Annotated in this window: 19 protein-coding genes and 3 pseudogenes; 12 read left to right on the top strand and 10 right to left on the bottom strand. The window is 67.7% G+C overall.

Annotation, left to right across the window (positions count from 1 at the left end):
* Positions 1 to 76: 76 nt before the first annotated feature.
* The 3 genes from CcI49_RS42250 to CcI49_RS28570 form a co-directional block, all read right to left on the bottom strand.
* On the bottom strand, positions 77 to 223 hold the full coding sequence (locus tag CcI49_RS42250; RefSeq protein ID WP_158230824.1) for a hypothetical protein: 147 nt from the start codon (positions 221 to 223) through the stop codon (positions 77 to 79).
* Positions 224 to 447: 224 nt separating this feature from the next.
* Positions 448 to 1,380, bottom strand: a complete 933-nt coding sequence (locus CcI49_RS28575; RefSeq protein WP_076831258.1) for a class I SAM-dependent methyltransferase — start codon at positions 1,378 to 1,380, stop codon at positions 448 to 450.
* A 33-nt stretch (positions 1,381 to 1,413) separates the two neighbouring features.
* Positions 1,414 to 2,886 carry a hypothetical protein gene (locus CcI49_RS28570; RefSeq protein ID WP_131831220.1) on the bottom strand — a complete coding sequence of 491 codons (1,473 nt, stop codon included), beginning with the start codon at positions 2,884 to 2,886 and terminating at the stop codon, positions 1,414 to 1,416.
* 509 nt (positions 2,887 to 3,395) lie between these two features.
* Here CcI49_RS28570 and CcI49_RS44260 point away from each other — a divergent pair.
* Positions 3,396 to 3,773, top strand: a pseudogene (locus CcI49_RS44260) (Na+/H+ antiporter NhaA); the annotation flags it as partial.
* Positions 3,774 to 3,867: 94 nt separating this feature from the next.
* Complete coding sequence (locus tag CcI49_RS44255) at positions 3,868 to 4,287, top strand: Na+/H+ antiporter NhaA (RefSeq protein WP_277872762.1); 420 nt, start codon at positions 3,868 to 3,870, stop codon at positions 4,285 to 4,287.
* A gap of 388 nt (positions 4,288 to 4,675) precedes the next feature.
* Here CcI49_RS44255 and CcI49_RS43645 read toward each other — a convergent pair.
* Both CcI49_RS43645 and CcI49_RS28560 read right to left on the bottom strand, forming a co-directional pair.
* A pseudogene (locus CcI49_RS43645) lies at positions 4,676 to 5,018 on the bottom strand (ISL3 family transposase); the annotation flags it as partial.
* A 399-nt stretch (positions 5,019 to 5,417) separates the two neighbouring features.
* Positions 5,418 to 6,866, bottom strand: coding sequence for a TIGR00341 family protein (locus CcI49_RS28560; RefSeq protein WP_076831254.1), 1,449 nt, complete (start codon positions 6,864 to 6,866; stop codon positions 5,418 to 5,420).
* A 1,136-nt stretch (positions 6,867 to 8,002) separates the two neighbouring features.
* Between CcI49_RS28560 and CcI49_RS44535 the strand changes: the two are divergent.
* Positions 8,003 to 8,170: pseudogene (locus CcI49_RS44535) on the top strand (sodium:proton antiporter); the annotation flags it as partial.
* Positions 8,171 to 8,237: 67 nt separating this feature from the next.
* Here CcI49_RS44535 and CcI49_RS28545 read toward each other — a convergent pair.
* Positions 8,238 to 9,107, bottom strand: a complete 870-nt coding sequence (locus tag CcI49_RS28545) for a trypsin-like peptidase domain-containing protein (RefSeq protein ID WP_076831807.1) — start codon at positions 9,105 to 9,107, stop codon at positions 8,238 to 8,240.
* Between the two features lie 916 nt (positions 9,108 to 10,023).
* Between CcI49_RS28545 and CcI49_RS28540 the strand changes: the two genes are divergently transcribed.
* The 4 genes from CcI49_RS28540 to CcI49_RS28525 all read left to right on the top strand — a co-directional run bounded on the left by CcI49_RS28540 (position 10,024) and on the right by CcI49_RS28525 (position 14,047).
* Positions 10,024 to 11,460 (top strand): mannitol dehydrogenase family protein, encoded by a 1,437-nt coding sequence (locus tag CcI49_RS28540; RefSeq protein ID WP_076831804.1) that lies wholly within the window; start codon positions 10,024 to 10,026, stop codon positions 11,458 to 11,460.
* Complete coding sequence (locus CcI49_RS28535) at positions 11,457 to 12,290, top strand: HAD-IA family hydrolase (protein WP_083749767.1); 834 nt, start codon at positions 11,457 to 11,459, stop codon at positions 12,288 to 12,290. The genes CcI49_RS28540 and CcI49_RS28535 overlap by 4 nt, the downstream gene beginning before the upstream one ends.
* A 615-nt stretch (positions 12,291 to 12,905) precedes the next feature.
* The gene (locus tag CcI49_RS28530) at positions 12,906 to 13,349 is read left to right on the top strand and encodes a response regulator (RefSeq protein ID WP_083749766.1); all 444 of its coding nucleotides are present in this window, start codon (positions 12,906 to 12,908) and stop codon (positions 13,347 to 13,349) included.
* A gap of 332 nt (positions 13,350 to 13,681) precedes the next feature.
* On the top strand, positions 13,682 to 14,047 hold the full coding sequence (locus CcI49_RS28525; protein WP_131831219.1) for a hypothetical protein: 366 nt from the start codon (positions 13,682 to 13,684) through the stop codon (positions 14,045 to 14,047).
* 97 nt (positions 14,048 to 14,144) lie between these two features.
* Here CcI49_RS28525 and CcI49_RS28520 read toward each other — a convergent pair whose 3' ends face one another.
* The 4 genes from CcI49_RS28520 to CcI49_RS28500 form a co-directional block, all read right to left on the bottom strand.
* A complete protein-coding gene (locus CcI49_RS28520) occupies positions 14,145 to 15,470 on the bottom strand; it encodes a HAMP domain-containing sensor histidine kinase (protein WP_076831236.1) in 1,326 nt (441 codons plus the stop codon).
* Between the two features lie 119 nt (positions 15,471 to 15,589).
* Positions 15,590 to 16,273, bottom strand: coding sequence for a response regulator transcription factor (locus CcI49_RS28515; protein WP_076831232.1), 684 nt, complete (start codon positions 16,271 to 16,273; stop codon positions 15,590 to 15,592).
* Between the two features lie 684 nt (positions 16,274 to 16,957).
* Positions 16,958 to 17,932 (bottom strand): class I SAM-dependent methyltransferase, encoded by a 975-nt coding sequence (locus CcI49_RS28505; protein WP_198955652.1) that lies wholly within the window; start codon positions 17,930 to 17,932, stop codon positions 16,958 to 16,960.
* Between the two features lie 225 nt (positions 17,933 to 18,157).
* Positions 18,158 to 18,661: a MarR family transcriptional regulator gene (locus CcI49_RS28500; RefSeq protein ID WP_076831224.1), complete on the bottom strand. Its 504-nt coding sequence runs from the start codon at positions 18,659 to 18,661 to the stop codon at positions 18,158 to 18,160.
* 197 nt (positions 18,662 to 18,858) lie between these two features.
* Between CcI49_RS28500 and CcI49_RS28495 the strand changes: the two genes are divergently transcribed.
* The 5 genes from CcI49_RS28495 to nhaA all read left to right on the top strand — a co-directional run bounded on the left by CcI49_RS28495 (position 18,859) and on the right by nhaA (position 24,438).
* Positions 18,859 to 20,631, top strand: coding sequence for a chloride channel protein (locus tag CcI49_RS28495; RefSeq protein ID WP_241840303.1), 1,773 nt, complete (start codon positions 18,859 to 18,861; stop codon positions 20,629 to 20,631).
* Positions 20,632 to 20,958: 327 nt separating this feature from the next.
* The gene (locus CcI49_RS28490; RefSeq protein WP_076831793.1) at positions 20,959 to 21,549 is read left to right on the top strand and encodes a TetR/AcrR family transcriptional regulator; all 591 of its coding nucleotides are present in this window, start codon (positions 20,959 to 20,961) and stop codon (positions 21,547 to 21,549) included.
* A gap of 176 nt (positions 21,550 to 21,725) precedes the next feature.
* Positions 21,726 to 22,436, top strand: a complete 711-nt coding sequence (locus CcI49_RS28485; RefSeq protein ID WP_198955651.1) for a type 1 glutamine amidotransferase domain-containing protein — start codon at positions 21,726 to 21,728, stop codon at positions 22,434 to 22,436.
* Positions 22,433 to 22,771 carry a TfoX/Sxy family protein gene (locus CcI49_RS28480; protein ID WP_076831221.1) on the top strand — a complete coding sequence of 113 codons (339 nt, stop codon included), beginning with the start codon at positions 22,433 to 22,435 and terminating at the stop codon, positions 22,769 to 22,771. Before CcI49_RS28485 ends, CcI49_RS28480 begins: the two co-directional genes overlap by 4 nt.
* Before the next feature lie 302 nt (positions 22,772 to 23,073).
* Complete coding sequence (nhaA, locus tag CcI49_RS28475; RefSeq protein WP_076831218.1) at positions 23,074 to 24,438, top strand: Na+/H+ antiporter NhaA; 1,365 nt, start codon at positions 23,074 to 23,076, stop codon at positions 24,436 to 24,438.
* Positions 24,439 to 24,877: the final 439 nt, after the last annotated feature.

Genomic DNA, 24,877 nt, shown 5'->3' with positions numbered 1-24,877 from the left:
GGTGGGCGCCATGTCGGCGCGGTCTCGTCTCCTGATATGCGGGAGACGGAGAGCCGCTGCCGAACCAGCTAGGAGGTCAGAAACCGGACGGCACATGGCGACCGTGTTGCGCACCGTCGACGAAGGGCAGCTGACGCACGGCCTCAATCAGGAAGTGCCCGGCAGCCAGGGCCCAGGCCACGGCGACGATGCCTGCATGAGGCAACCAGACGAGGGACATCATGACAGCTCCCATTCAGACGGAACGAAGGGGCAGTCGGCCCGCCGGGGCGAGTCGCCCGGGTCCTTCGGACAGACCTGTGGCCAGGAGAACTGCCTGCGGCTTGCTCCGTTCAGCGCGTAACCGGTCGGCAGCATGGTCGGCGTCAGGGCCGCGCTGGGAAGGCTTACGGTCGTGTGCTCCATCCCGTTTCCTTCGGCTCGCACCTCGGCTACCGCTGCCGCCGGTCATCTCGATGGCTGTTCGGACGTGAGAATTGAAGGGCGACGAAGGGTTCGTGTATCCGCGGATCGGGCGCCGGTCGGGGCTGCGTATCGTTCTGCATCGCTCATGATTATCGCATCCGGCTGCTGTCGGACGTGCGGTGGCTTTATGGCGTAGAAGCGGGTGTATTTCCAGTGGTGGCGGCTGAAGGTGGGTTCGTTGGTGGCGCCGATGACGGTGAGTCCGGCGGAGAGCAGAGTGTGGCACACGTGGTGTGCGTGCTGGGTGTACGTTTGCAGGGTTGTTGATTGCGATGGACTGGTACGCGGCAGGGCGGGGATGCGCTTCGCTGGTACCCGACGGAGAACGGCCCCCTGGATGCTGGGTCGGGTGCCGGTGGGTAGAAGGGCGACGAGGGCGCCGCCGGGGCGGATTATCCGCCCGAACTCGTTGAGGTATATCTCCGAGAGGCTGGGGGGGACGTGCTGCAGTGCGAGGCCGGCGAAGACCAGGTCGACTCTTTCGTTCGGGATGACGGAGAGGTTCGGTGCGTCGTTGTGTAGGAAGGTGCAACGTCCACAGGTACGGTCGAGACGTCGAGCGAAGCGCAGYGTGGGCAGGGAGCTGTCGACACCGACAACCGCGTCGTAGTAGGTGGCGAGGGCCTGGCTGAACTGCCCTGTTCCGCAGCCGAAGTCGAGCGCCACCGTATGCATTCTCGGTGTCCCGCCGAACCGGGCGAGGACCCTGAGTGCGGCGTCGACGTCTTTCTTGCCAGCGGCGAAGGGAAGCTCGTGTTTCCAGTTCCCGTAGTGTTTTCTCGGGCCTGCGAGGACAGTCTGAAGCGGCTTCCGGGTGCGGGTGGGGTAAATTCCACGCGGATCCGAAACTATGCTGTTTGGCTCCTTGTATGGTATGCGAGGGGTGGGTTCAGGTTCTCTGAATGAAGACCGCATCGGTCGAATCTCCTTTTGATGGATGTGGCCGGTTCACAACGCTGTTGCCGCGCCTCGGGTGTGCAGGGCGCGCACGGCGGCGGTGTCGCCGGTTGCGACGGCCTGTTCGATCAGCTCGCGGATATCGATGGTCCTGCCCTGAGGGCATGTGACGACGGTGGAGGTCCACCGGCTGGCTCGGCTCCATCCCGCGTCGAGGAGGGCTTTGCTGATCACGGCGCTGAGTGGGTCGGTCAGCGCGCTGCGGCTGGGCACGGTCCACGGCATGGACGCGGTGACAGAACCCGCCGGATCGGGGGTGCGGCCCGGCCATCGCCGGCCGCCCGCCATGGCGATGGTCCTGTCGCTGGTCAGCCTGTCCAAAGCAACGGCGATCGCGTCCGCTGGCGTCGCCCGACCCGTGAGCGCCATCAGCTCCGCCTGGGCGGCCTGAAACGGGGTGTCGAACAGCTCCGGGGGGCAGTCGAGAACGTGGGCCGGGTGCGGGGCGTGGCGGGCGGCTCGAGTGGTCAGCACTTCCCGAGCGGCCCAGCGGTTCAGCGAGCCGTGCTGGTGGATCGGTACCGGGCGGCCGGCGACGATCCGTGTCCTCGGCCCGGGCGGTGTCGGCACATCCGGGAGGGCTGCGATGCGGCTCCGTAGCGGGGGATGGTCCGCGGCCGGCCAGGGGTCCGCAGCACCGCGCTCCCCGAGAGCCGCGAGGGCCTGGCGCACCACGTGCGGGTCGGCCATCGCGGTGTGGAGGGCGTCGTAGAGATCGGCCGGGAACTGCTCGCGGGCCGCGAGAGCTCTGGCCCAGTGTTCCCCGAAGTGGTAGAAGACTGACGCGGTGACCGCGACCTGGGTCAACGCGGCGCGGGTCGCGGCCGTGCCGGCGACGTGGGCGGCGTGGGCATCGGCGGCCGTCTCCAGCTCCCATCGCCGCGGTTGGGTTGCGCGCAGCAGCGCCAGAGCAGTCGCCCGCCGCGGGAATCGGCTGTCGAGGAGTCCGACGACCGCGCCGCGGACCGCGATCAGGGCCAGATCCCGCCGGTTGGTGAACGGCCGGTGATGGGCGATCTCGTGTGCGACAACGGAGGTGAGCTGCGCGGCGGTCAACGTACGCAACAGCGGCCAGCCGAGGACCAGGGTGCTCGGCTGGCCACGGCGCACCGCCGGATAGAGAGCTGCCTCCGGCGTGGGGACGATGCGGACGGCGAAGGGCACCTGCACGTCCACCTGCACGGCGACCTGGCCGATCAGGACGGCAAGGTCGGGTTCGTCGTCCAACGACAGCGGCCTGCCAGGAAGCCGGGACTGCAGGAAGAACCGGGCCGCGGACCACACCATGATTCCCGCCGCCAGCGCAATCGACAGCGTCAGGTCGTCCAGGGCGACGCCCACCCCGAGGACGGCGAGACTGCAGGTGACCGGGCCGGCAGCCAGGAGCCCCGTCATGGCGGCGACAAGCAGCCCGTCGTGCACGGCGGAGCAGCGGCGCGGATGTTTACGGCGTTCGGAAGCCATGCCAGCGCCGTCGTCCGCCCCCACGCCGACGGGACCGACAACGGGGGATAGCGGCGGACGATCGGGCACAAGGAGCCTCCGGGCAGGTCGGCTCAGCGCGGCTGATACAGCGGCGACAGCCAGGACCCGAAGGACCAGACAGCAACAACCGAGAGCAGCATGGCTGAGAACGGCGTAGCACGTTCGCCGACCAGACTTCCCGGCACACCTAGAGGGAACAGAATACCCGTGTCGTTCGGGTGCCACAAGCGGAACAGACAGGGTCGCGGCTGTGAGCCGTTGAGGCCGGCCCGGGTCCAGATCGCACGGAGCCCCCGGTGGGAGCGGCGGGGTCCCTGTCGCTGGGGGAACGGCCTCTGAGACCGGCGGGGCCCGATATGATGGCGATGGTGCGCCGGGAAGTCTGGTCGGCATGAAGGTGTGCTTCTGCGTGCGTTGCGTGGCCCCGAGGGGGTCATGGGCGGGTGTAGGGGACACGGCATACGACTGGGCTTGTCGAAGGGTTGTGCATGTCCGCCGCGCCGTCTGGCACCCCGAGACCGGAAGGTCCGGAGCGGTCCGTTTCCCCCCGCGCCCGGCTCCTGGCACGGCCTGGCTGGTCCCGCCCCCAGCAGCTCACCGGTGTGCTGCGCAGCGAGACCGTCGGAGGTCTCCTGCTGTTGGCGGGCGCAGCGGTGGCACTGGTCTGGGCGAACTCGCCCTGGCATGCGGCCTGCACGTCGCTGACCGGCATCCATGTCGGGCCGGAGGCGTTGCATCTGCGCCTGAGCCTGCCGCACTGGGCATCCGACGGTCCACTCGCGATCTTCTTCTTCGTGGTGGGCCTCGAACTGAAACGCGAGTTCGTCCTCGGCGATCTGAGATCACCCATCCGCGCGGCCCTGCCGATCGTCGCGGCGGTCGGCGGGATGGCGATGCCCGCCCTGATCTACACCCTGGTCAACGGCCTGTGTGTGGAAGGGGGCGCCGCAGGGATGGGCGGTGCCGACGGCGACCGACATCGCGTTCGCGGTCGCCGTGCTGGCCATTTTCAGTACCCATCTACCGGTGGCGCTCCGCTCCTTCCTGCTGACCTTGGCTGTTGTCGACGATCTCCTCGCCATCACGATCATCGCGGTGTCCTTCACCGACTCGCTCAGCCCGGCGCCGCTGGCCGGCTCGGTCGCCACGATCGTCTTGTTCGCGGTGCTGATGGACCGGGATGTCGGCCGCTGGCTGCTGCTGCCGCTCGCCGCCGTGGCGTGGGCACCCATGCACGCCTCGGGGGTGCACACGACCATCGCCGGGGTGCTCCTGGGATTCGCGGTGCCCGCCCGCCCGGGGCCAGGGGAACGCAGGGGCACGGCGGAGAGACTCGAACATCTCTGGCGGCCGGCGTCGCCGTGCCGATCTTCGCGTTGATGGCGGCTGGTCCTCAACTCCTGAAGGTCGGATTCGGGGGCCATGATTGAAGGCATATCACGTCCTGCATTCGGTGTCCTGTTTGAGATCGTGGTCATATTTCTAAAGGCGCTCAAGTAGCTTCGCAAAGGTCGTGGAATGGATTTGTGTCGATGTACTCGTTGAACCGGCGGCTGCATGCGGGATCTCTTACATTTTTCTCGCTCGGAGCTTTGAATGCCATAATCGGTGTGCCGATGTCGATAATCTTTGGCCGTGGATACGGGGCGCCACACTTCTGGGTCGGTGCGCTGTTTGCTTCGATTGCATGGATCCTTGAACGGGCGTCTAATAGGTCATCTCGGCGAGATGGGCGTGCCGGGCGATGACTCTCGGCCGGCGGACGCTGGCTGGCGATCTGAGCGGTAAGTCTGCCCATGCGCCGCTGGTAACGCTCCACCACCCCCGGGAGTTGTTCACGAAAGGTCTGCCGGCAACCACGAGTCGGGCCGACCAGCCGGTGGGCCCGCACAATCACCAGCACCCGGCTGGCATCGACCGCGACATCCGCCAGTGTCCGCCCGTGATAGCTGTGCACCCGCGACCCCGACCCCAAAACCCGCGCAGGCCACCGGTGTCTCGGGCGTCCGCGCCCGTAACCGGACCAGCTCGCCGTCGTCGGCTACGTCCTCGATGACCAGCGGCGACAAACCCGAAAAAGCCAGCTCAACCAGATGAACCGCTTCGCCCATGACACATTGTGTCGATCAGCGTCCCGCCGGTCACGGCCTTTCGAGATCAAGACTGGGTGAAGACCGCATCCTGTCGCCGCCGAAAGTGAGCCAGAGCCGTTGGTGACACAGTCCCGCTTGCTCCTAGCGGAGCGAAGAAAGTGAGGGCCCGACGGAAAGGCGGGGCGGCGGCGAGGATCATTCTCCCGCTCCACTGCTCGTTAAGGTGCAGGTCATTGCAGCGGCCTGGTGCGCGTAGTCGTAAGGACTTCCGCTGCCACCGAAGACCGGGCCCGCCTGCAGGAAACGTCCCGCGGCTGGATTATGGAGGCGGCCGCCCATGAAGATGAGGCCCCCGAGGGCGTCGCGGGAGCGTTGGCCGGCGCCGCGCCAGCCGGCGACCGGTGGAACCGACGTCTCTCAGCGCCCGGGGGAGGAGCGGAGTTCGGTGTCGGGCGAAAGCGAGGGAACGGGAGACGGTGCCAGATGACCAAGGATTGCGCCGGCGACCCACTGAACGGTGATCTGGGCCTGCGGGAGCGCCGCGCTCAACGCGGCCCGTAGGTCGCCGATCGGAGGCTGGGCGGCCCCGATGATGGTCACGGTCACGGTGAGGCCAGTCTGGTCGACGGCGAGGACACCGATCTCGGGATGGTCCTCGGCCCAGGACTCGGCGGCGGCTCGGGCGGCCTGCGCGGTGGTGTCCGGCTCAGCGGTGGGTGATGCGTTCGTGGAGGTCTCGGTCCAGGCGAAGCTGATCGGAGGGTGGGAGGAGAACCGGTCGTCGAGCAGGGCGTCCAACTCGGCGGCGTCGCCGGGAGCACTGGATCCGGATGTCTGAACGACGAGGGTTGACCCGTCGTACGACAGTCCGTCGAGGATCAGTGACTGGTCTGCCAGCCACTTCTCAATGACCGGCCGAATGCGATCGAGTGGAAGCGGCGCGGAGTCCGCCCGCGAGGCAGTCTCGCCGTTGCTAGTCGGAGTCCACCGCAGGTCCACGGTCGTATCGTGGCCTAGGCGCTGGCGCAACAAGCCGGTCAGGGCAGTGACCGACGGCGCTGCGCCCTCGCCGCGGACCTCCACCCGCACGCCCCCGCCGGTCAGCATGATGCGGTCCAGATCGTCGCGCGGGTCCAGCCAGCTCTGCACGGCCTCCGTCGCCAGCCGAAGCTCACGGGCGTCATCTGCGGCGTGGACGAACCGGCCGGTAAGCGTGGCTCCCAGGACCAGCGTCGGAACGAGGACGGCGGCGACGACTCCCAGCGCCCTGGGCCGCTCGGTACGCAGCCGACGGGGCGGAACGAAGCCGGTGAGCAGAAACACCACGGCAGCGGCCAGCACGATCCCGAAAAGGTTGGCGGCGAACAGCAGAGCCGCACCGCGGGCAAGCTCGATCTGGCCGCGTCCGAGCAGGATTCCGACGCAGGCCAGCGGAGGTACCAGGGCGACGGCGACCGCGACACCGGGCAGGGCACCGGAGACGTCTCGGCGGACGATCGCGTACGCGCCCGCGGCACCGGCGGCCAACGCGACCAGCAGATCCCGGATGTCGGGATCGGTTCGGGCCAGCACCTCGGACGGAAGACTCGCGCTGGCGTCGGGCAGGAACATGGCGATCGCGACGGCGAGGCCGACGGCGCCGACCACGCCCGCTGCCACCGTGGCGGCCCCCAGGAGCAGACGGCGCTCCCAGCCCATGATCAACGAGACTGCCATGCCCATGATCGGTGCCATCAGCGGTGCGATGACCATCGCGCCGACCACGACAGCCGCCGAATCCTGCAGTAGGCCGACCGAGGCGACCACGACGGACAGGAACATCAGGACCGCGAACCGCCAGAGCGCCGCCCGCGAGGGTCGCAGCATCAATGCGTCCATCGCCGCGCGACGATCATCCGCCGGCACATGCAGCCGCCGCAGCCGGAAACTGGCAGGACCGATCCACCGGTTCCACCCGGGCCCGACCGACCCACCGCGTGGGCTCCCGGTTCCTCCGGATGGTTCCGGGGAGGTCACCGCTTCCGCGCTGGGATTCGTGGCCATGAGAGTACTCTGACAGACTGTCTCTGCCGGCAATACAACGCACCCACGACGCATCGCAGGCCGCACCCTCATGGGCGTCCGCCTCTACAACCCCTACACCAGCCGATTCCTCTCCACCGATCCCAGCTTGGGCGGTAGCGCCAACCCCTACGACTACGCGTACCGAGACCCCTACAACTCGTTCGATCTTGACGGCTTCTGGTCGGTCTTCAGGAAGCCGCGGTTCTGGAATTGGGGGCTTCGTGCATGGGTGTTCACTAAAACCCTTCCGCAAGTAACTGAACGCTGGGTTTGCGCTAAATATTACGTTATCATTGCCAGCGTCTTTGTGGGTCTCTCATTCCCGACCTTCATGGGCGTCTATGCAATAATCTGCGCCTGGTACTGCGGCTCCCCCTAGCCGCCGAAAGGGTTCGACTAGGATACTTCCATGACGAGTGCGCGGATCTTTTCTCTCAGAGTTGAAGGTGGGCCGGAATGGTGTCGTCCAGCGGTGGTGGCGCTCTATATAGTTGCGGCTGGCGGGTTGGTCTGTGCGGCTCTTCTGGGCGTCCCAGCGCCCTTCGTCTCGGGGTCTGCCGCAGTGTTGGGGATTGCGATAAGAGTATGGGCGCGTAGGTGGCCATGGAAAAAGGGGTAGGGAATCGCCTTCTGGTCTGATTCCGCCGACTTAGTGTCAATCCTGGAAATCGGCGAGGTCGGTGCTGGGGTGCCAGTCTGRYATCTTTCAGAGCTTACTTCCCAGTATTGGCAAGCTCTGACCTGGGATTTCGCGGCATTGCGCGACATGTCCCTGGATGTTCAAATAAGGGGCTATGCTGCCGGACTCGTTCACCTGTGAAAGCGCGCAGGCCACGATCGCCGGCTGGCTGGAACCTTCGACCACGTCTCCGGGTTGGAGTGTTCGACCATCAGGGCGTTCACGTGGTCGGCCGTGGCTGCCAGATCCCGTGGCCCCGGAGCGGGCGGTCGCCGCCTGGTTCGGACCGAAGGGCTCCGCCTCTGTCGTCTATGCGCTGCTCGTGCTGCACAGTGGCATCCCGGCGGGTGACCAGATCTTTCATCTGGTCACGGTCGTGGTGGCACTGTCGATCCTGCTGCACTCGTCGACCGACGTACCCATCGCCCACTGGCCGACCGGGCGACGCGCCAGGGGGGCGCTGGGGGTGATCCGGCGCCCCCTGACGCGCGGGTTCATCCTGGCCTGTCAGTCGTTGTGACTTTCACCGTGATGTCCCGCGGACCACGTCTGACAGTCAGTGTCACCTCGTCGCCCGGCGAGACCTTCCGCAGTCGGCTCAGGTAGGTCTGGTCTGAGGCGATCGGGGTTCCGTCGAAGGTGCGGATGATGTCACCAGGCGAGATCCCGGCCTTCTCCGCCGGACTGTCCGGCGCTGCCTGCAGAACCAGGACACCGCTTGTGATCTGTGCGTTGAGTTGCTCGGCGATCTCTGGGGTGAGCGTGGTCACCTGGAGGCCGAGGTACGCATGCTGTACCTTGCCGGTCCGCAGAAGTTGGTCGGCGGCGTCGGTCGCTGTCGCGGACGGTATCGCGAAGCCGATGGAGACCGCGCCCTCGGTCGGTGGTACATACGCCTCGTTGATACCCACCACCCGCCCCTGACCGTCGAGCAGTGCGCCTCCGGAGTTGCCCGGGTTGATAGCGGCGTCCGTCTGGATCACATCCACCGCCGGGTATTTCTTCTCGCTTTCCTTCTGCTCACCGGGGGCTGGAAGTACCCGGTTCAGTCCGGAAATTACCCCTACAGTGATGCTGTTCTCGAATCCCAGCGGACTGCCGATGGCGATAGCCATGCTCCCCACGGCGGGAAGCTCGTGCTGGAAGTCGGCGGCTGGTAGATCACTGCGTTCGACCTTGACGATGGCTATGTCACTGACGGCATCGGCCGCCTGTACCTGCCCGGCCGTCTGCTGGCCGTCAGCGAAGGCGACCTTCACTTTCTTGTCCTTGGCTGAGCGTACGACATGCTCGTTCGTGATGATGATCCCATCCCGTTTGTAGATGACTCCGCTGCCGAGGTGACCGTCGACCAGGATCGTCACGACGGACGGCTCCACTCTGCGAACGATTCCGGGAACCGCGGGAAGGCCGGCCGGGCTGCTGGTGGGCGCAGCCGCGGCTGCAGCCCCGTTGTGTTTCTCGTCCGGCGGGCCGGTGTCCTTTCCCGGGACGAAGAAGATCGCGAAGGTGCCGAGGGTGGCGGCGGTCGCGAGAACGACTGCCGGTGCTCGCCTGCGAACCCGCCGAGTCAGGGTGCTCATGGGGTCACCTTCCGATCCCGCTGGTTCGGTGGACTGCCGCCGACGGAATACCCGGCTGTTGCCCGCGGAAGCCTGCCCGAGGGAAGGCGAACCCGGGGCCTCCGAGAATTCAGAACATGTCGCGATGGTGCCCGAACTGCATACCTCGGATGGAGGAGAGCGAGCAAGGAGGTGGGGGAGCAGCATGCGGACCTAGCGCGACTCCGGGTCCCTGATCAGCGACGATGCCGGGTTGCAAGCCACCGGTGCCTGAGTGGTGGTCTGGCCTTGCGTTCGTCTTACGAACCGGACCGCACGTTCGTCACGCGCTGGGGGGACTGGTAAACCTGGGACAGTCTCCCGATCTGGGTGGCCTCGCTAGAGATGATCGGGGAAAACCTGGTACGGGCGGCCCCGTACTTGACGCGCTCTCCAGTCCCCGAAAGGTGACTGAAAGGTTCAAGCGAGAAATGGTGCCCTATCGCGGATTGGTGCGAATATCAATGCGCGTTAGGCGGAGAAGTGGCCGGACGGCGGCCATCGGCGATTTCGGAAGGTCTCGATTCTGCGCGATATGGAAACGGCGAAAAAGTATCATCGTGGTGCCGGTGGCGTAATAGGGGATCGGAATCCAGGCGCGACCCCATCGACGGATCGGTGCTTTCGGAAGTCTCGACGAGAAGTACCATCTGTACTTTCAGAGGGCACGGTCGAAAAGCTGGGGGGCCGGGTAGAGAAGCCTACTTATGACCGGCATGCGCTGACCCCGTCCGTCGTTCACCTCGGCGTTGGAAGCTTCGCGCGTGCGCACCCCATCCTGTATTTTGACGACCTTGCTGCCGCAGGCGAGACCGGCTGGGGCGTAGTCGGGGTCGGAATGCGCAGTCCGGAGATCGGTGAGGTACTCCGCAGCCAGAATGGGCTCTACACAGTCGTCGAGCGCGGCCGTGACAGCGCCCATGCCAGACTCGTCGGTGCCCTGGTTGAGTACCTGTACCTCCCAGAGCAGCCCCAGCAGGTCGCCGACCTGCTTGCGTCCCCGAGCACCCAGCTGGTCACCATGACCGTGACCAGCGAGGGCTACCAGGTGCGTCCGGACATTCCAGCCGTCCGTCACGATCTGGCGACTCCAGATGATCCGGTGACCGTGACGGGGCTCCTCGTCGCCGCCCTGCGTCGCCGTCGAGCGGAGGGCACAGGCCCGTTCACTGTGCTGTCCTGTGACAACCTCGACGACTCGGGTGCGGCGATTCGGCTTGCTGTTCTCGAGTTCGCCGGGTTGCTCGACACCCAGACCGGTGGAGACCTCGCCTCCTGGGTCCGGGAGAACGTGACCTTCCCCAGCGGCATGGTGGACCGCATCACGCCGGCCACCAACCCCCAACTGCGTGACCAGATCGAGGACGAGTTCGGAGTGCCCGACCGCTGGCCGGTGGTCACGGAAACCTTCCGGCAATGGGTTGTCGAAGATGACTTCTGCGCCGAGAAACCGCCGCTGGAGCGGGTCGGTGTGCAGATGGTCGACGACGTCACCCCATGGAAGGTCGTGAAGGGCCGGCTGCTCAACGGCGGGCACTGCGCGCTCGGGTATCTGGGTGCCCTCGCGGCGTTCGAAACCACCGATCAGGCCATGGCCGAGCCTGTGATGTCGGAGTATCTGTCGCGTCTGCTGCGCGAGGACATCGCCCCACTGCTGCCGGAGGTGCCCGGCCAGGACACCGACGAGTACGTGACGATGACCCTCGAGCGCATCGCGAACCCCGCCATCGGCGACAGTCTGCTGCGGCTTTGCCGCCGCGGCTCAACGAAGGTTCCCCACCATGTGCTCTCCTCGCTGGGAGAGGCACGCGCGTCGGGCAGGACGCACCGGATGCTGCTGGCAGCGCTGGCAGGGTGGTTGTGGTTCCTGCGGGGTGAGGGCTTGGACGGTCGTCCGCTGCCCATCGAGGACTCGCGAGCCGAGGAGCTTCGACGCGCGGCGCAGGCCGGCGGCGATGATCCGAGGGCGCTGCTGGAGCACCGCGACATTTTCGGTGACCTGGCGGACGATGTTGATCTGGTCGAGGAACTTGGCGAACTGCTCACCCGCGTGTCCCGCGACGGGGTCCGCGGCATGCTCGCGGCTGTACTCCACTCCAACGAGGAGGACCGGTGACAACAATTCCCAGGAACATCACGACCTCAGGCACCGCCGTTCGGGGCGGCTTGGATCCATCTGGGCTCAGGATCGTGCTCTGCGACGCGGACGACAACCTGTTCCCCTCGGAGGCGCCCGCGTTCACCGCGTCGACCGAGGTCACCAATGACTTCCTGGAACGCATGGGAGTCGACTACCGCTGGATACCCGAGGATTTGCGTCGTGCCGCGATGGGACGCAATTTCCGCTCCGTGGCCCTGCAGGCGGCGGCCGACGCCGGCGTGCCGGTGGAGACCTCGACGGATCCCGTCGAGCCGACGGAACCGTCCGCGGGAATCGCGGGGCGTGTGTCGGCCGCTGAGATGGAATGGTGGGTCGCCGAGGAGAAGCGCCGTGTGAGCGAGTGGCTGTGCGCGGTGCTGCGACCGGACCCCGAAGTGCTGGGTCCGCTTGCCAGCATGCGCGAGAAGTATCCTTTGGCGGCGGTGAGCTCGAGTGCGCTGAGTCGCCTGGAGGCGTGTTTCACGGCGGCTGGCCTCACCAGCCTGCTGCCACCTCGCGTGCGGTACAGCGCCGAAGACACACCACCGGTTCCGACCAGCAAGCCTGATCCGACCATCTACCGGATCGCCTGCGAACGCGAGGGTGTGGCACCGGCGGAGGCACTCGCTGTCGAAGATTCCTTGACGGGGGCGACGGCGGCTGTCCGGGCGGGCATTCCCACCGTAGGCAATCTCCATTTCGTCCTACCGGGCGAGCGTGAGGCCCGGATCGCGGCTTTCCACGAGGCCGGTGTGACGGCCGTCGTGGAGAACTGGCAGCAGCTGGCGTCGCTGCTGCTGGGGTGACGCGGTTGGCGCATGAGTCCGCGCCCGCGGAAGCCGCGATCCGGGGGGTGCCCGCGGTCAGGTTCCGCGACCAGTCGACATAACCTGCGCCGGAAGGCCTAGGAAGATCTTGACTGGGCCTCGCCGGGTCGTCTCCGATCTAGTGTTGCGCGCGTGACCGAGCGTGGCACCCACTTCGTCCGCGGCTACTGGCGGTGTCAGGACGTGCCGCCGCGACTGCCTGTGCACTGGTGGCAGTCCAGCCTTACGTTCATCTAACGGATCGGTCCTCCGATTTGTCGCGCGCGGGAAGTCTGGTAAAACTTGATTCGGCGACCCGACCCGGTCGGCCCTGGTTGTGACATGGAGTGCCTCGAATGGGTGCGGTATGGCCCCTCCGTTCCTCGAGGCGGAGCTTCAACGTCATACGAGGGGCTGAAACGCTGAGGGGGGAGGTTCGGGTCGCTCCCGCTCAGCGCTCCCGGTCTGGATCCGAGAGATGCGAGGTTGACAGGATTGAGAAGTGTGCGCGCCTGGGAAGAGGCGCACGACCATCGCTTTTCGGCGGGGTCCGGCGCCGTTCCCGGCACACTCGCGGCGACCGGTCCGTGGCACGCCTATCTGCCGATGTAGCTAGTGAACGACTCGACCGGCGGAGGCGGCCCCGGCGTGTCGCCCTGTCGTCGGCTCTTGCTTCTCGTCGACGATGACGCTGCGGACGCGACGCTTCTCGGTGAGGCTTTGCGTGAGCGCGGCCTTGATATTGATGTTCATTTGGCGGCAGATGGCGACCAGGTGTCTCGGTATCTGTGCGACGCTGCCGAGCCGAAACCCGATCTCATTCTTCTTGATCCTTTCGTGCCGCGTATGGACGTTATTCCTCTGCTGCACTTCCTGCGGATAGATCGCGATCTACGGCGGGTCCCTCTGATTGTCCTCGCTGACGACGGGGCGACGAGAAACATTCCCGGCCTGGCCGGGGCACCTGGCGTGCACGTCGCCAAACCCGTCGACTACGAGGCCTTCATCGGACTGGTCCAGAAGATCGAAAAATCTCTCCGAGACCCATCTCCCGGGTAGGTGGGCGCATTCGGCGATGCGGTCACATTTGTGTCGTTCTTCGTGGCATTTGTTCGGCTCTCGTGTCGCATTCCGCAGGGCTTGCTGTCAGGTAAGCCGTCCGGTGTAGCAGCAGGCAACCCGCACAGGAAGGTCGAATTCGATTGCCACCCCCTTCGGTGACTTCGACGTGGTTACTGAAGGATCCGGCGATCCGGAGCATTTGTGGGCGTTTGTCGCCGCGAGGTGATCGACGGAACGGTAAGGGAATCGTCAGGAGATTCTCTGGTCGCCGCCGAAGGGGCGGGGGATGCTCGAACCGAGCGTATCGGCGTCCTCGGAGAGGAGTTTTCGTGTCTGACAGTGCGGCAGGGGCGGCCGTGAATGATGGCGAAGCGGCCGTGGGCGAGCTGGAGGTGATGATCGTGCAGGTGCACCCGATCGTCACGGTGCGAATCGTCGGTGACGTGGTGATGGGCACCGACCCCTTGCTCCGTAGCGTCTTCGAGACGGCAATGGGGGTCGACGTCCCCGCCGTGGAAGTGGATCTCGAGCGGGCCCGGCTCTTCGATTCTCATGGGTTGGTCTCCTTGGAGGAGATGTGCAGCGCCGTTCTCTGTCGTGGTCGATCGCTCGTGTTCCGCGGAATCGGCAAGGGGGCGAAGGGGGGCGGCCGCATCCACCTTCGCGCCGGCGTTTCGTCGGGGAATGGCTGGTAGGGGCATTGGGGGGCCTTGGGGCGGCGGGAGTCCAGGTCGGCCTCACGTGCTGAACTCCGCTGATCCGGACGGTCGTGACATCGATGACGGTCGCGGCTCAGCTTTTGGCTCTGGGCAGCTCGATAACGAAACGTGCGCCGCCCCCGGGCCGGTCCTCCACCCAGATGCGCCCGTTGTGACGGCGGATGTGCTCCGCGGCGAGGGCGAGCCCGAGACCGGTGCCACTGTCGTCGGTGTCCCGGCAGACCGCCGCCCCCCGGGCGAACCGTTCGAACACGCGTGTGCGGTCGTTCGCAGGCACTCCAGGCCCCGCGTCGTCGATCTCGACTCGTACTGTCTTCTCGTCCGAACCGGCGACGGCGAGCCGGACAAGCCCACCGCCGTGCCGCCGAGCATTGTCGGTGACGTTGACGATGACCCGTTCGAGCCGTCGCCGGTCGCCGTGAATCACCAGCCCGGGTGAGTCGTCGGCAGGCCCCATCGCTTGCCTCGCGCTGGGAACCGCATGCTTGATCAGCTCGGTGAGATCTACCGGTTCCCAGGGGTCATCCTTGTGGTCACTTCGGGAGATTTCCAGCAGGTCGGCGACGAGGTGCTCGAAGCGGTGGATCTCGCCGGCGAGAAGTTCCAGCGCTTCGCCCGCACCGGGGGGCATGTCCGCCTTGCGGCGGCTGAGAACGGCCATCGCGTTGACCATGGTGGTCAGAGGGGAGCGGAGTTCATGGCTGACATCGCCGGCGAAGCGTGCGTCGCGTTCCTCCCGCCGTCGCAGCTCCGCGGCGGTAGCTGTGAACGCCGTCGCCAGGGCCGCGAGATCGGGATCGTGAGTGGGTGCGAACCGAACATCCGGCGCGCCCTGAGCCACCCGGTGAACCGCGGCGTTCAGCTCGGCGAGCGGTCTGAGCGCGCGTCTGCTGGCCCGCAGCCCGAGCACGGCGCCGAACAGGCAGCTGATGATCGTCGTGGCGATCAGGGTCAGTGACAGGAAGCGGACCGAGCGGTCGAGTTCGCGTAGCGGGAACACCTCCATGTAGCTTGCCTGGACCGATGGCAGCGGCCGGGTCGCGATCAGGACGGGGGCACCGTTGAGGTGGGCGTGCTGCGTGGCGGCTCGTCCCGCTTCGACCTCCCGCAGGATCCCCTCCGGGATGCGCCCGGGGCTGACGCCCGTGCCGCTGGTCAACCAGGCGTCGTCGCGCAGCACCAGTACGGCTGAATCCGAGGTGGCGCTCAGCCCGGTGACCAGCTGGGCCAGACCGTCCGACCCGGCCCGCAGCGATCCTTCGACGTAGCGGGCGTTGACAGTGGCCTGTCTGCTCGCGCTGCGCTCGCGTTGGCCGAGCATGTAGTCGGTGGCGAAGTACCAGGTTGCGGCGGCGCCCGCGGCCGTGACCGCCAGGGAGATGAGGCTGAAGGTGACCATCAGTCTTGTCCGCAGCCGGTACCGGGCCGGTCGCCACGCGGAGAACCGGGGCGACAGACGGAGGCCTGTTGGGGCCCGAGTAGTGAGACGCTGCCGTGTTCTGGCGCGCGGCCGGAGGCTCATACTCCGGCCCGGTAGCCGACTCCTCGTACGGTCAGGACACGGCAGGGAGCCCCCGGATTGGGTTCGATCTTCTGCCGTAGTCGCCGGATGTGGACGTCGAGGAGGCGGGTGTCGCCGAAGTAGCCGTAACCCCAGACCCGTTCCAGGAGCTGCTCGCGCGTGACCACCCGACCTTCGGCCATCGCGAGCTCGGCGAGCAGACGGAACTCGGTCCTGGTCAGGGCGATCTCCAACCCATGGCGTCGAGCCAGGCCCTCCTCGGCGAAGATCTCGAGGTCGCCCACAGCCAGCACCCGCGGCGCACCGCCGTGCGGGGCGCGGGCGCGCCGCAGCAGGGCGCGGATCCGTGCCGACAGCTCGGCCGCCACCAGCGGTTTCGTCACATAGTCGTCGGCGCCGGCCTCGAGACCGGCGATGATCTCGTCCGAGCCGGTCCGGGCACTGACAATGATGATCGGCAGATCGCTGCCGTGGCGGAGCAGCCGACAGACCTCGAGGCCGTCGACGTCGGGCAGCATCAGATCGAGCAGGACGACGTCGACCGGCCGGGCCGTGATCTCCCTGAGGGCGTGTTTGCCGCCAGTGGCCTCACGGACCCGGTAGCCCTCGTCAGCCAGCGCCAGGCGCAGCGCCTGGCGTATACGGCTGTCGTCCTCGACAAGAAGCACCTCTGCCGACACCACATCACCTCGTCCTCAGTCACGCCAGCTGTCGGCCTCACCACCCGGGCGGGGCCGCCCTGCCCGTCAGCATGGGTGGGCCGGCCCGAAGGAGCCCCGGGTTGGTGACATCGGCGACGTCGGTGGGTCAGAACTGGTCGGGCTCGGGGCACTCGGGCAGAGAGTGCCGCCCGGTTCCGATATGGCCGGCGCGGTCATCGTCCCACTGATCACGACCGGGGGCGGTGTGGCCGGCAGTGGGCTGGGTTCCTCGAGCGGACGGACGTCGTCGCTGATCCGGACACCGCAGCCCACCGTGGCGAGCATGAGCACGACGCATCCGAGGACGGCCACCATCCGCCACAGCCTGAGACCGTGGTGCGGGAACGGCGAGTAATGCCTTCGACCGCCATCGGCTTGCCGGCGCATGATACTGGTCGTCGTTCGGCCACTGAATCGCGCTCTTCTCACCTCCCGATGCCGACGCCTTCGGAGTCGATCCGGCCCGCACGCGGGGGTGCCCTCGACGCCCCTCCGACGTCGCGAGGTCGACGCACGAGCCGGATCGCTGTCACCTGTCTACCCGCCGCATGGCGTTGCCGCGGGCGCCGTGCCGGCGGTGTCAGGTGTTCGTAAGGCAGGCATGGGGCGAGCGGGTCATGCGTCACCCGTGCCATCGCCGGATCGATCCCGACCGGTTCGGATTCACACGGAACCGGCGTCGGATGCGCTGCATGCCCGCACCGGTACAGCCGCTGATCCGAGGTCCGCGAGGTACCGGGCTGCGCCGGCCGGGGGCCGGGAGACGAACAACTCCGCGTAGAGCCAGCCACGGCCCTCCGCCGTGGTCGGGTCGATGCCGATGTCCGACAGGGTGTCGAGAACGACGTGCTGTTCCTCCTGAGAGGCGAAGCGGCGTTGTCGGAACAGCCGGTCAAGCCGGACCGTCTTGTATCCGAGATCGGCCAGGCTGGCGCTGATCGCCTCGAAGGGGAACATGCGCAGCACAAAATGTGCCATCCACGGCATTCTCCCGTCGGTGGCCTGGACCAGTCGGGTGATCGTGCGATTGGTGACATAGCCGATGCATCCGGTGGAGATCACGATTTCGGCGGCTGAGAGAACCGTTCGCTGGGTGGCATCGGGATCGTCCTTCTCGAGGTCGGCGTGGACGGCGCCGTCGAGGAAGCCGGCCGCGGTCGCGTAGGCGAGGGCCGGCGCCGAGCTGTCGAGGCCTACGATGTGGGGGCCGGCGGGAGCGCGCCGGGTGGCAGCGAGAGCCCGATCGCGGTCCAGTAGATCGCTCCGCTCCCGCGGATCACTGGCTGCCGCCCCGTAGTGATCGTAGAGTTCTGCCAGGGACAAGTCGAACTTGAGCAGCGCGGCGTTCACCCCGTATGAGCATCCGACGTCGAGAACCGTCGGTGACGGGGAGCCACTGGCTTCCCGGTATCGAAGAAGAAGGTTTTCGAAGTAGGGTTTCGCGAGCTGGGGAATCTGATAGTCGAGCTGCCCCAGTGTCGAGAAGTACTCGCGGGGATCCGGTGCGGTATAGACGTGAGCGAGGGAAATTTTTCCGGTTGCGTCCAAAGGCATGATGGTGTCCCGCTTCGGTGGGTGGCCGTTCAGGTTGCGGGCGCGTGGCTGCTGGAAGTCCTTTCCGTCCCGCCGCCAACGCATGACGATTTTCCGTCGGCTCTGGGTGTGCGGCGCACACCATCACCGTATGGCCCGGTATGTGGACCTTGCAGTGGTTTACGCGAAGTGAACCTTACGATTTCGCCATGTGGCTGTTGCTTTCTGTTCACTTCCTGACGGCGGAGCAACCTGTTCGCGTCGAAGGATGCGAATGATCGGGAGGGTGGGATCCGGTGCCGCGGTGGGGTGAGGGCTGGTGCGCGCCGTTCAGCTCCAGCCCAGCGCGTTGGCGTCGACGCCCGGTTCCCCGCCGGCGGCCGCGAAGGCGCGTAGCGCCGCGACCAGGCTGCCGCGCAGGCGGGGGTCCATCCTCGCGACGATCGCCGTGATCTCGATTCGGCGGCGGCGGGTGACGTCCTCGACGAGCTGTCTGCCGTTCACGGTGAGCGCGACGTTGACCTCGCGGCGGTTGTCCGGGTTGCCGAGACGGTCGATCAGGCCGGCGGCGACAAGGCGGTCGGCCATACGGGTGGCGGTCGAGGGGTGGACGGCGAGGAGGTCGGCGAGGTCGCCGGCCCGGAGGGCGCCGCGGCTGGCGAGGACGACGAGCATGCGGAACTGGGGGAGCGTGACGTCCTCGCCGACGGCGGTCAGCGAGCGGGCGGACACGGCCACCAGTAGGCGGGATGCGGTGAGGACGGCGTCGGTGAGCTCGTCCACGCCTTCGTCGGGCGCGCCAGGTGGCGCGGAGGCGTCCGGCGTGTTGCTCATGGCACTGTTCTACCGCCCAGGGCAGCCGGTACGTGAAACAGCGCCCACCCCTCCGGTGCTCAGTACAACTTTTGTACTATGCAAATATGCGTGCGGTGGCGGATCAGAACACGGCGGTCCGGTGGGTGAGGTCCCGGTGGCCTGCCGGGGCTGGTTCCGGCACGGCGCGAAGCGGGGCGGGGTTGATCGCATTGGCCATGATGGTCGGCGCGGGAGTGGGACTGGCGGCGGTCGGTTTCCGTTGGCTGATCGTGCTGTGCACCGAGGTGTTCTGTGGCCGGGAGGACTGCTCGGTCGCCGGCCACACGGCCAATCCGCATGTGCCTGCTCTTGGCCTCTGGTTTCTGCTGCTGGCTCCGGTCGCGGGTGGCGTTCTCTACGGTCCGCTGATCAACCGGTTCGCCCGGGAAGCCCGCGGGCACGGCGTTCCGGAGGTGATGTACGCCGTCGCCGAACATGACGGCCGCATCGCGCCGCGGGTGTCGGCGGTCAAGTCGTTCGCGTCCGCGCTGTGCATCGGTGCGGGTGGCTCGGTGGGCCGGGAGGGGCCGATCGTGCAGATCGGTTCCGCGCTCGGTTCCGCGCTCGGTCAGGTCGCCCGGGTCGGCGCCGAACGGCTGCCCGTCCTCGTCGCCTGCGGAGCCGGCGGCGGGATCGCGGCGACCTTCAACGCACCGCTCGCCGGCGTGATGTTCGCCTGTGAGGTGATCCTCGCGTCGTTCACCGCCGAGGCGTTCGGCGTTGTGGTCCTGGCCGCCGTGTCCGCCAGCGTGGTCGGGCGGGCGGTGCTGGGCTCGAACCCGTTTCTGACGCTGCCACCGTTCGCCGTCCGCAGCGCGGCGGACTACCCGCTCTTCGCCCTGCTCGGCGTGTTCGGCGGGGTCACCGGAGTGGCGTTCACCCGTGTGCTCTACGCCGTGGAGGACGGCTGCGACCGGGTCTGGCGAGGCCCGGAGTGGCTGCGGCCCGCGGTGGGAGGCCTGCTGCTCGGAGCCGTCCTGATCGCTCTCCCGCAGATGTACGGCGTCGGTTATCCCGTCCTCGAACGGGCGGTCGGTGGGCGGTACGGGCTGGGGCTGCTCGCGCTGCTCCTGGTCGGCAAGATCGTCGCCACGAGTCTGACCATCGGCATCGGGGGGTCCGGTGGGGTCTTCGCACCCTCCCTGTTCGTCGGCGCGGTCACCGGCGCCGCGTTCGGTCTGGTCGCGCACGACGCCGCAGGGCAGCTGGTCGCGCCGGTCGGGGCCTACGCGCTGGTCGGCATGGGCGCGGTCTTCGCCGGTGCGGCCCGTGCGCCCATCACCGCCGTGCTGATCCTGTTCGAACTCACCGGTGAGTACACGATCATCCTGCCGCTGATGGCCGCGGTCGTGATCGCGACCCTGACCAGCGCCCTGCTGTCCCACGAAACGATCTACACGCTCAAGCTCACTCGACGAGGCGTCGACCTTGACGCGTCCCACCAGTCCCGTCGGTTGCGCAACCAGCCGATCACCGCCGCGCTGGGTCCGCCACCAGAGGCCCTGCCGGCCGCGGTGCCGCTCAGGAGCGCGGCGGTGGCGCTCGCCCGTGCCCCACACGGTTGCCTGCCGCTCGTCGACGACGCCGGCCGCTACCAGGGAGTGATCACCGTGAAGGCAGTCGCCGACGCTCTCGACGTTCCCAGCCGTGCCACTCGGAGCGCGGGCCACCTCGCCGTTCAGCGTCCGAGTGTCACCACTGCATCCAGCCTCGCCGATGCCCTCGACGCCTTCGAAGGCGCGTCCAGTGGGGGCATCGTCGTCCTCGACCCCCGGCAGGGCCACATCGTCGGCTGGATCACTCACCAGTCGATCCTCGCCGCGATGCACCCGCCGCCCGCCTCTCGGCAGGCGGCGGCAACCCTCCCGGGAGATGGGCCGCAGGTCGGCGATCAACCCTCACCCGCACGACAGGCGGCCGTCGTGGTGCCCGAGGCGGGAGCGGACTGACGCCGGCCTCGACCGAGTCGAACCCTCGCGACGACCGCCTGCGGTGCCGGGGCCGGTGAGAACAGTCCGCACGAAATCGACGGAACGTACGAAGACGTCGCTAGGCCGCCGGCGGCCCGGCGTCAACGCCGGTGTTGTGGTCTGTGACGAGCGCGATCGACACGTGGCGGCGCGGACCTTGCCGTAGGCGATGCCCGCGTACGGCCGGCCTGGCGCGGGGGATCTGTGCCGTCCGCGCCTTCCAAGGGAGGCCGTCACGGCAATGGGTTGACAGGTCCGATCTGCCCGCTACATTTGTGGTCGATCGACCAACTACTGGGGGTGTCGGTGGGGCGGCGGCAGCTGTTCGACTCGGACGAGGTTCTGCTGACGATGATGCAGCTGTTCCGCCGTCAGGGATTTCACGCCACGTCGCTACGGGATCTGGAGGCTGCGACCGGGCTGCATCCGGGCAGTCTGCACCGCTCGTTCGGGAACAAGGACGAAATCTTCCGTTCGGCTTTGGACGCCTACGTCGAGCGGGTGGTCCGCCGACGGGTAGCCGAGCACCTCCAGCGGGTCGACGACCCGCTGTCCGGCATCCGAAGTTACTTCACCTCGACGTTCGAGACCGGGCTGGACCATGATCCGGGCTGCCTGGTGACGAACAGCGCGGTGGAGTCCTACGCGCTCGACGAGCTGACCACCCGCGGTGTGCGGCGGGGGCTGGAGGAGATCGAACGGGGCTTCGCGGGCGCGGTGGCACGTGCCCGCGCGGCCGGCCAGGTTCCCACGGGCCTGCCTGCGGACCGTCTCGGCCTGCGACTGCTGGTCGACTACCAGGGTGTGCTGGTCCTGGTGCGGTCCGGCGCCGAGCGGCCGCGGCTACGGCAGGTCACCGAGGACATCGTGGCCTCGCTGCGGGAAGCGCCCGGCTGACCGACGCACCCCACACACCCGGAGCGATCGACGCCCCCAGAGCAATCGATCGATGCACCCGGAGCGGCGCGGTAGCCGCATCCGCTCAACCCATGGCAACGACCGGCACATCCTCGCCGGTCGTTGATTCCGTCGACCTCTGTTTCAGCATGCTCACGTTCAACTGGAGGTTCGCTGTGGCCTGTCCCAGAGTGGCAGTCGTTCTCACCTCGACTGCTCGCTTCGGCGAGTCCGATCGTCCGACCGGCTTCTGGTATGAGGAACTCGCCGCCCCGTACTACGCGCTGACCGACGCTGGCGTCGGGGTCACCATGGCCTCGATCGCCGGCGGGCAACCTCCGGCCGATCCCGCCAGCCTCGCGCCGCCCGCGGTCACCGACGCGGTGAACTTGTTCCGTACCGATTCCGACGCGCTTGCCCGCCTGGCCGCGACCGAACCCGTGGCCGGCCTGGCCGCGAACGCCTTCGACGGCGTCATCCTGGTGGGTGGCCACGGAACAATGTGGGACTTTCCTGACAGCCCGCCGCTGGCCGAGCTGTTGACGGCCGTACTCGCTCGGAACGGGACCGTCGGCGCCGTCTGTCACGGAGCCGCCGGGCTCCTGAACACCCAGGTCGCGGAACACCCGGCCGTTCGCGGCCGGCAGCTGACCGCTTTCAGCGACGCCGAGGAGGAACTGGTCGCCGCGACCAGTCTCGTCCCGTTCTCCCTCGAACAGCGGCTGCGCGCCCTCGGCACCAGGTACTCCGCGGGCCAGCCCTTCGCCCCTCACGTCATTCGGGACGGTCAGCTCGTCACCGGGCAGAACCCGGCTTCCTCGGCGCAGGTCGCCGCCCTCGTCATCGAGTCGATGCGGCAGGCCCCCACCACGCCGACCCGGCCGTGAGCGGAAACCGGGAGCTCGCCCAGCACGTCCTCGACCAGGTGGAGGACGCGCTGGGCGGGATGACGCTCAGACGGTTCTTCGGCGGCTGGGCGTTGTGCCACCGTGGCCGCCAGGTCGGGATGGTCATGGACACCCTCTTCGTCAAAGTCGCCGAGGACGAACGGCTGTCATGGGAGGCGGCGGGCCGGCGGCCTTTCACCTACCAGTCGGCTGGAAGGACCGTGACGGTCCGCGCGTACTACAGCGTTCCCGACGAGGTCCTCGACGACCGCGAAGCCCTGGCTGACCTGGTCCGCCATGCGATCTCCACGTCCGCTCAGGATGCTCGGACGTGAGACGGCGGCGCTTGCCCTCGCCCGGCGGTTCTCGCAACGAGCTTCCGTCGGTGAGTGGCGCGGCCGCTGGTGAGTGAACGCTGATCTTCGTGGGACTCGCGGGGGCCGGTGGTGTACGGCTTCCGGCCGTAGTGGGGCGAATTGCGTCGCGGCTGGGGCTGTCGGGCACTATTGTGGACAGCGGTGCGCCGGGAAGTCTGGTCGGCATGAGGGACGCGTCCGTCCCGTCTCGTGACCTGGTCTACGTGGTCGTGACGGACGCGGAGATGTCACATGCGACTGGTCTTCTCGGAAGGGGCTATATGGCTGCGGCTTCGCGCGGCATCCAGGGACGCAAGCGCCCGCAGCGGTCCGGACCGTCCCCGCGCAGGCTGCTGGCGCGGCCGACCTGGTCACGCGCTCAGCAGGTCACGAACGTACTGCGTAGCGAGACGGTCGGAGGCCTTCTCCTCCTGGCAGGCGCGGTGGTGGCGCTCCTCTGGGCCAACTCACCCTGGCGAGCCGGTTACGAGACCCTGACCGACACCCACCTCGGTCCGGAAGCACTGCACCTGCACCTGTCCCTGGCACACTGGGCCTCGGACGGCCTGCTCGCGATCTTCTTCTTCGTGGTGGGCCTCGAGCTCAAGCGCGAGTTCGTCCTCGGTGAGCTGAGATCGCCGAGCCGAGCGGCCCTGCCCGTCATCGCGGCCGTCGGCGGGATGGCACTGCCCGCACTGATCTACACCCTGGTCAACACGGTCTCCGCGGGAGGGGCGCCGCAGGGATGGGCTGTACCGACGGCGACGGACATCGCGTTCGCGGTCGCCGTGCTGGCGGTGATCAGCACACATCTGCCGGTGGCGCTCCGCTCGTTCCTCCTGACGCTGGCCGTCGTCGACGACCTCCTCGCCATCGTGATCATCGTGGTGTTCTTCACGGACTCGCTCAGCCTGGTCTCGCTGGCAGGCTCGCTCGCGACGATCGCCATGTTCATGCTGGTCGTCAACCGGGGTGTCACCCGCTGGTATCTGTTGGTGCCGCTCGCGGTCGTTGCGTGGGCGCTCATGCATGCGTCCGGCGTGCACGCCACCATCGCCGGGGTGCTGCTCGGGTTCGCGGTTCCGACCCGGCCCGCTTCGGGGGAGCAGCACGGGATGTCGGAGCGGTTCGAGCATCTCTGGCGGCCGGTGTCCGCCGGCGTCGCTGTCCCGGTCTTCGCGCTGATGTCGGCCGGTGTGTCGCTAGGGGGCGGGGGGATCGGCGCGGCCCTGCGTGATCCGGTGGGCCTGGGTGTGGCGCTGGGGCTGGTGGTGGGCAAGCTGGTCGGGGTGCTGGGCTCGACGTTTCTGCTGGCCCGCTTCACGCGTGCCGAGCTGGACGAGAACCTGTCCTGGTGGGACGTTCTCGGCGTCGCGCTCCTTGCCGGGGTGGGCTTCACTGTGTCGCTGCTGATCGGTGAGCTGGCGTTCGGTGACGGCACCGAGCGTGATGAGCATGCCAAGGCGGCGATCCTCGTGGGCTCCCTGACCTCCGCCGTGCTCGCCGCGGTGGTACTGCGCACGCGTAACCGGGTGTATCGCAAGATCGAGGAGGAAGACGCGGTCGACCGGGACGGGGACGGCGTCCCAGACGTGTTTCAAGAACCCACCGCCGGGGACGCGCCCGACATCGCCCACCAAGGGTGATCTGGGAGGCGCGTAGACGTCCCTGGGGTCCAGCGGGGCGCTCTCGGCGGCGGGGACGGGAACCGATGAATCCGGCGCCTCCGGTGACGAGAACCCGCAGCCTGCGACGCTTGTGCCGCGGGCGCCGACCGAATCGTACGAACCGGAGAAGCCAGAGGCCTCGCTCCGACATACCCGGTCGAAGGGCCGAGGAGCCGAAGAACCGGAAGGGAGGACGCCGGCCGTTGGGCTCATGCAGCCGGCAGCGCGACGACGAAACGGCGGCCCCCGTGCTGGTAATGGACGGTGACATCGCTGCCGCGCGCCCCCACGATGCCCCGGACGATCGCCCGCCCGGTGCCAGACCGCACCCGCGGCTGATGAGAGTGATCGCCACCGTCGCTGGGGGGTGCAGGCGGTCTCCCCGCGGAAGCCGAGGTCGCACACCCGGGGCAGGTCC

The organism is Frankia sp. CcI49 (assembly GCF_001983215.1).
GTDB classification, from domain to species: domain Bacteria; phylum Actinomycetota; class Actinomycetes; order Frankiales; family Frankiaceae; genus Parafrankia; species Parafrankia irregularis.
Note: the sequence above shows the minus strand (reverse complement) of the source record. Positions and strands in the feature narration are given on the sequence as shown.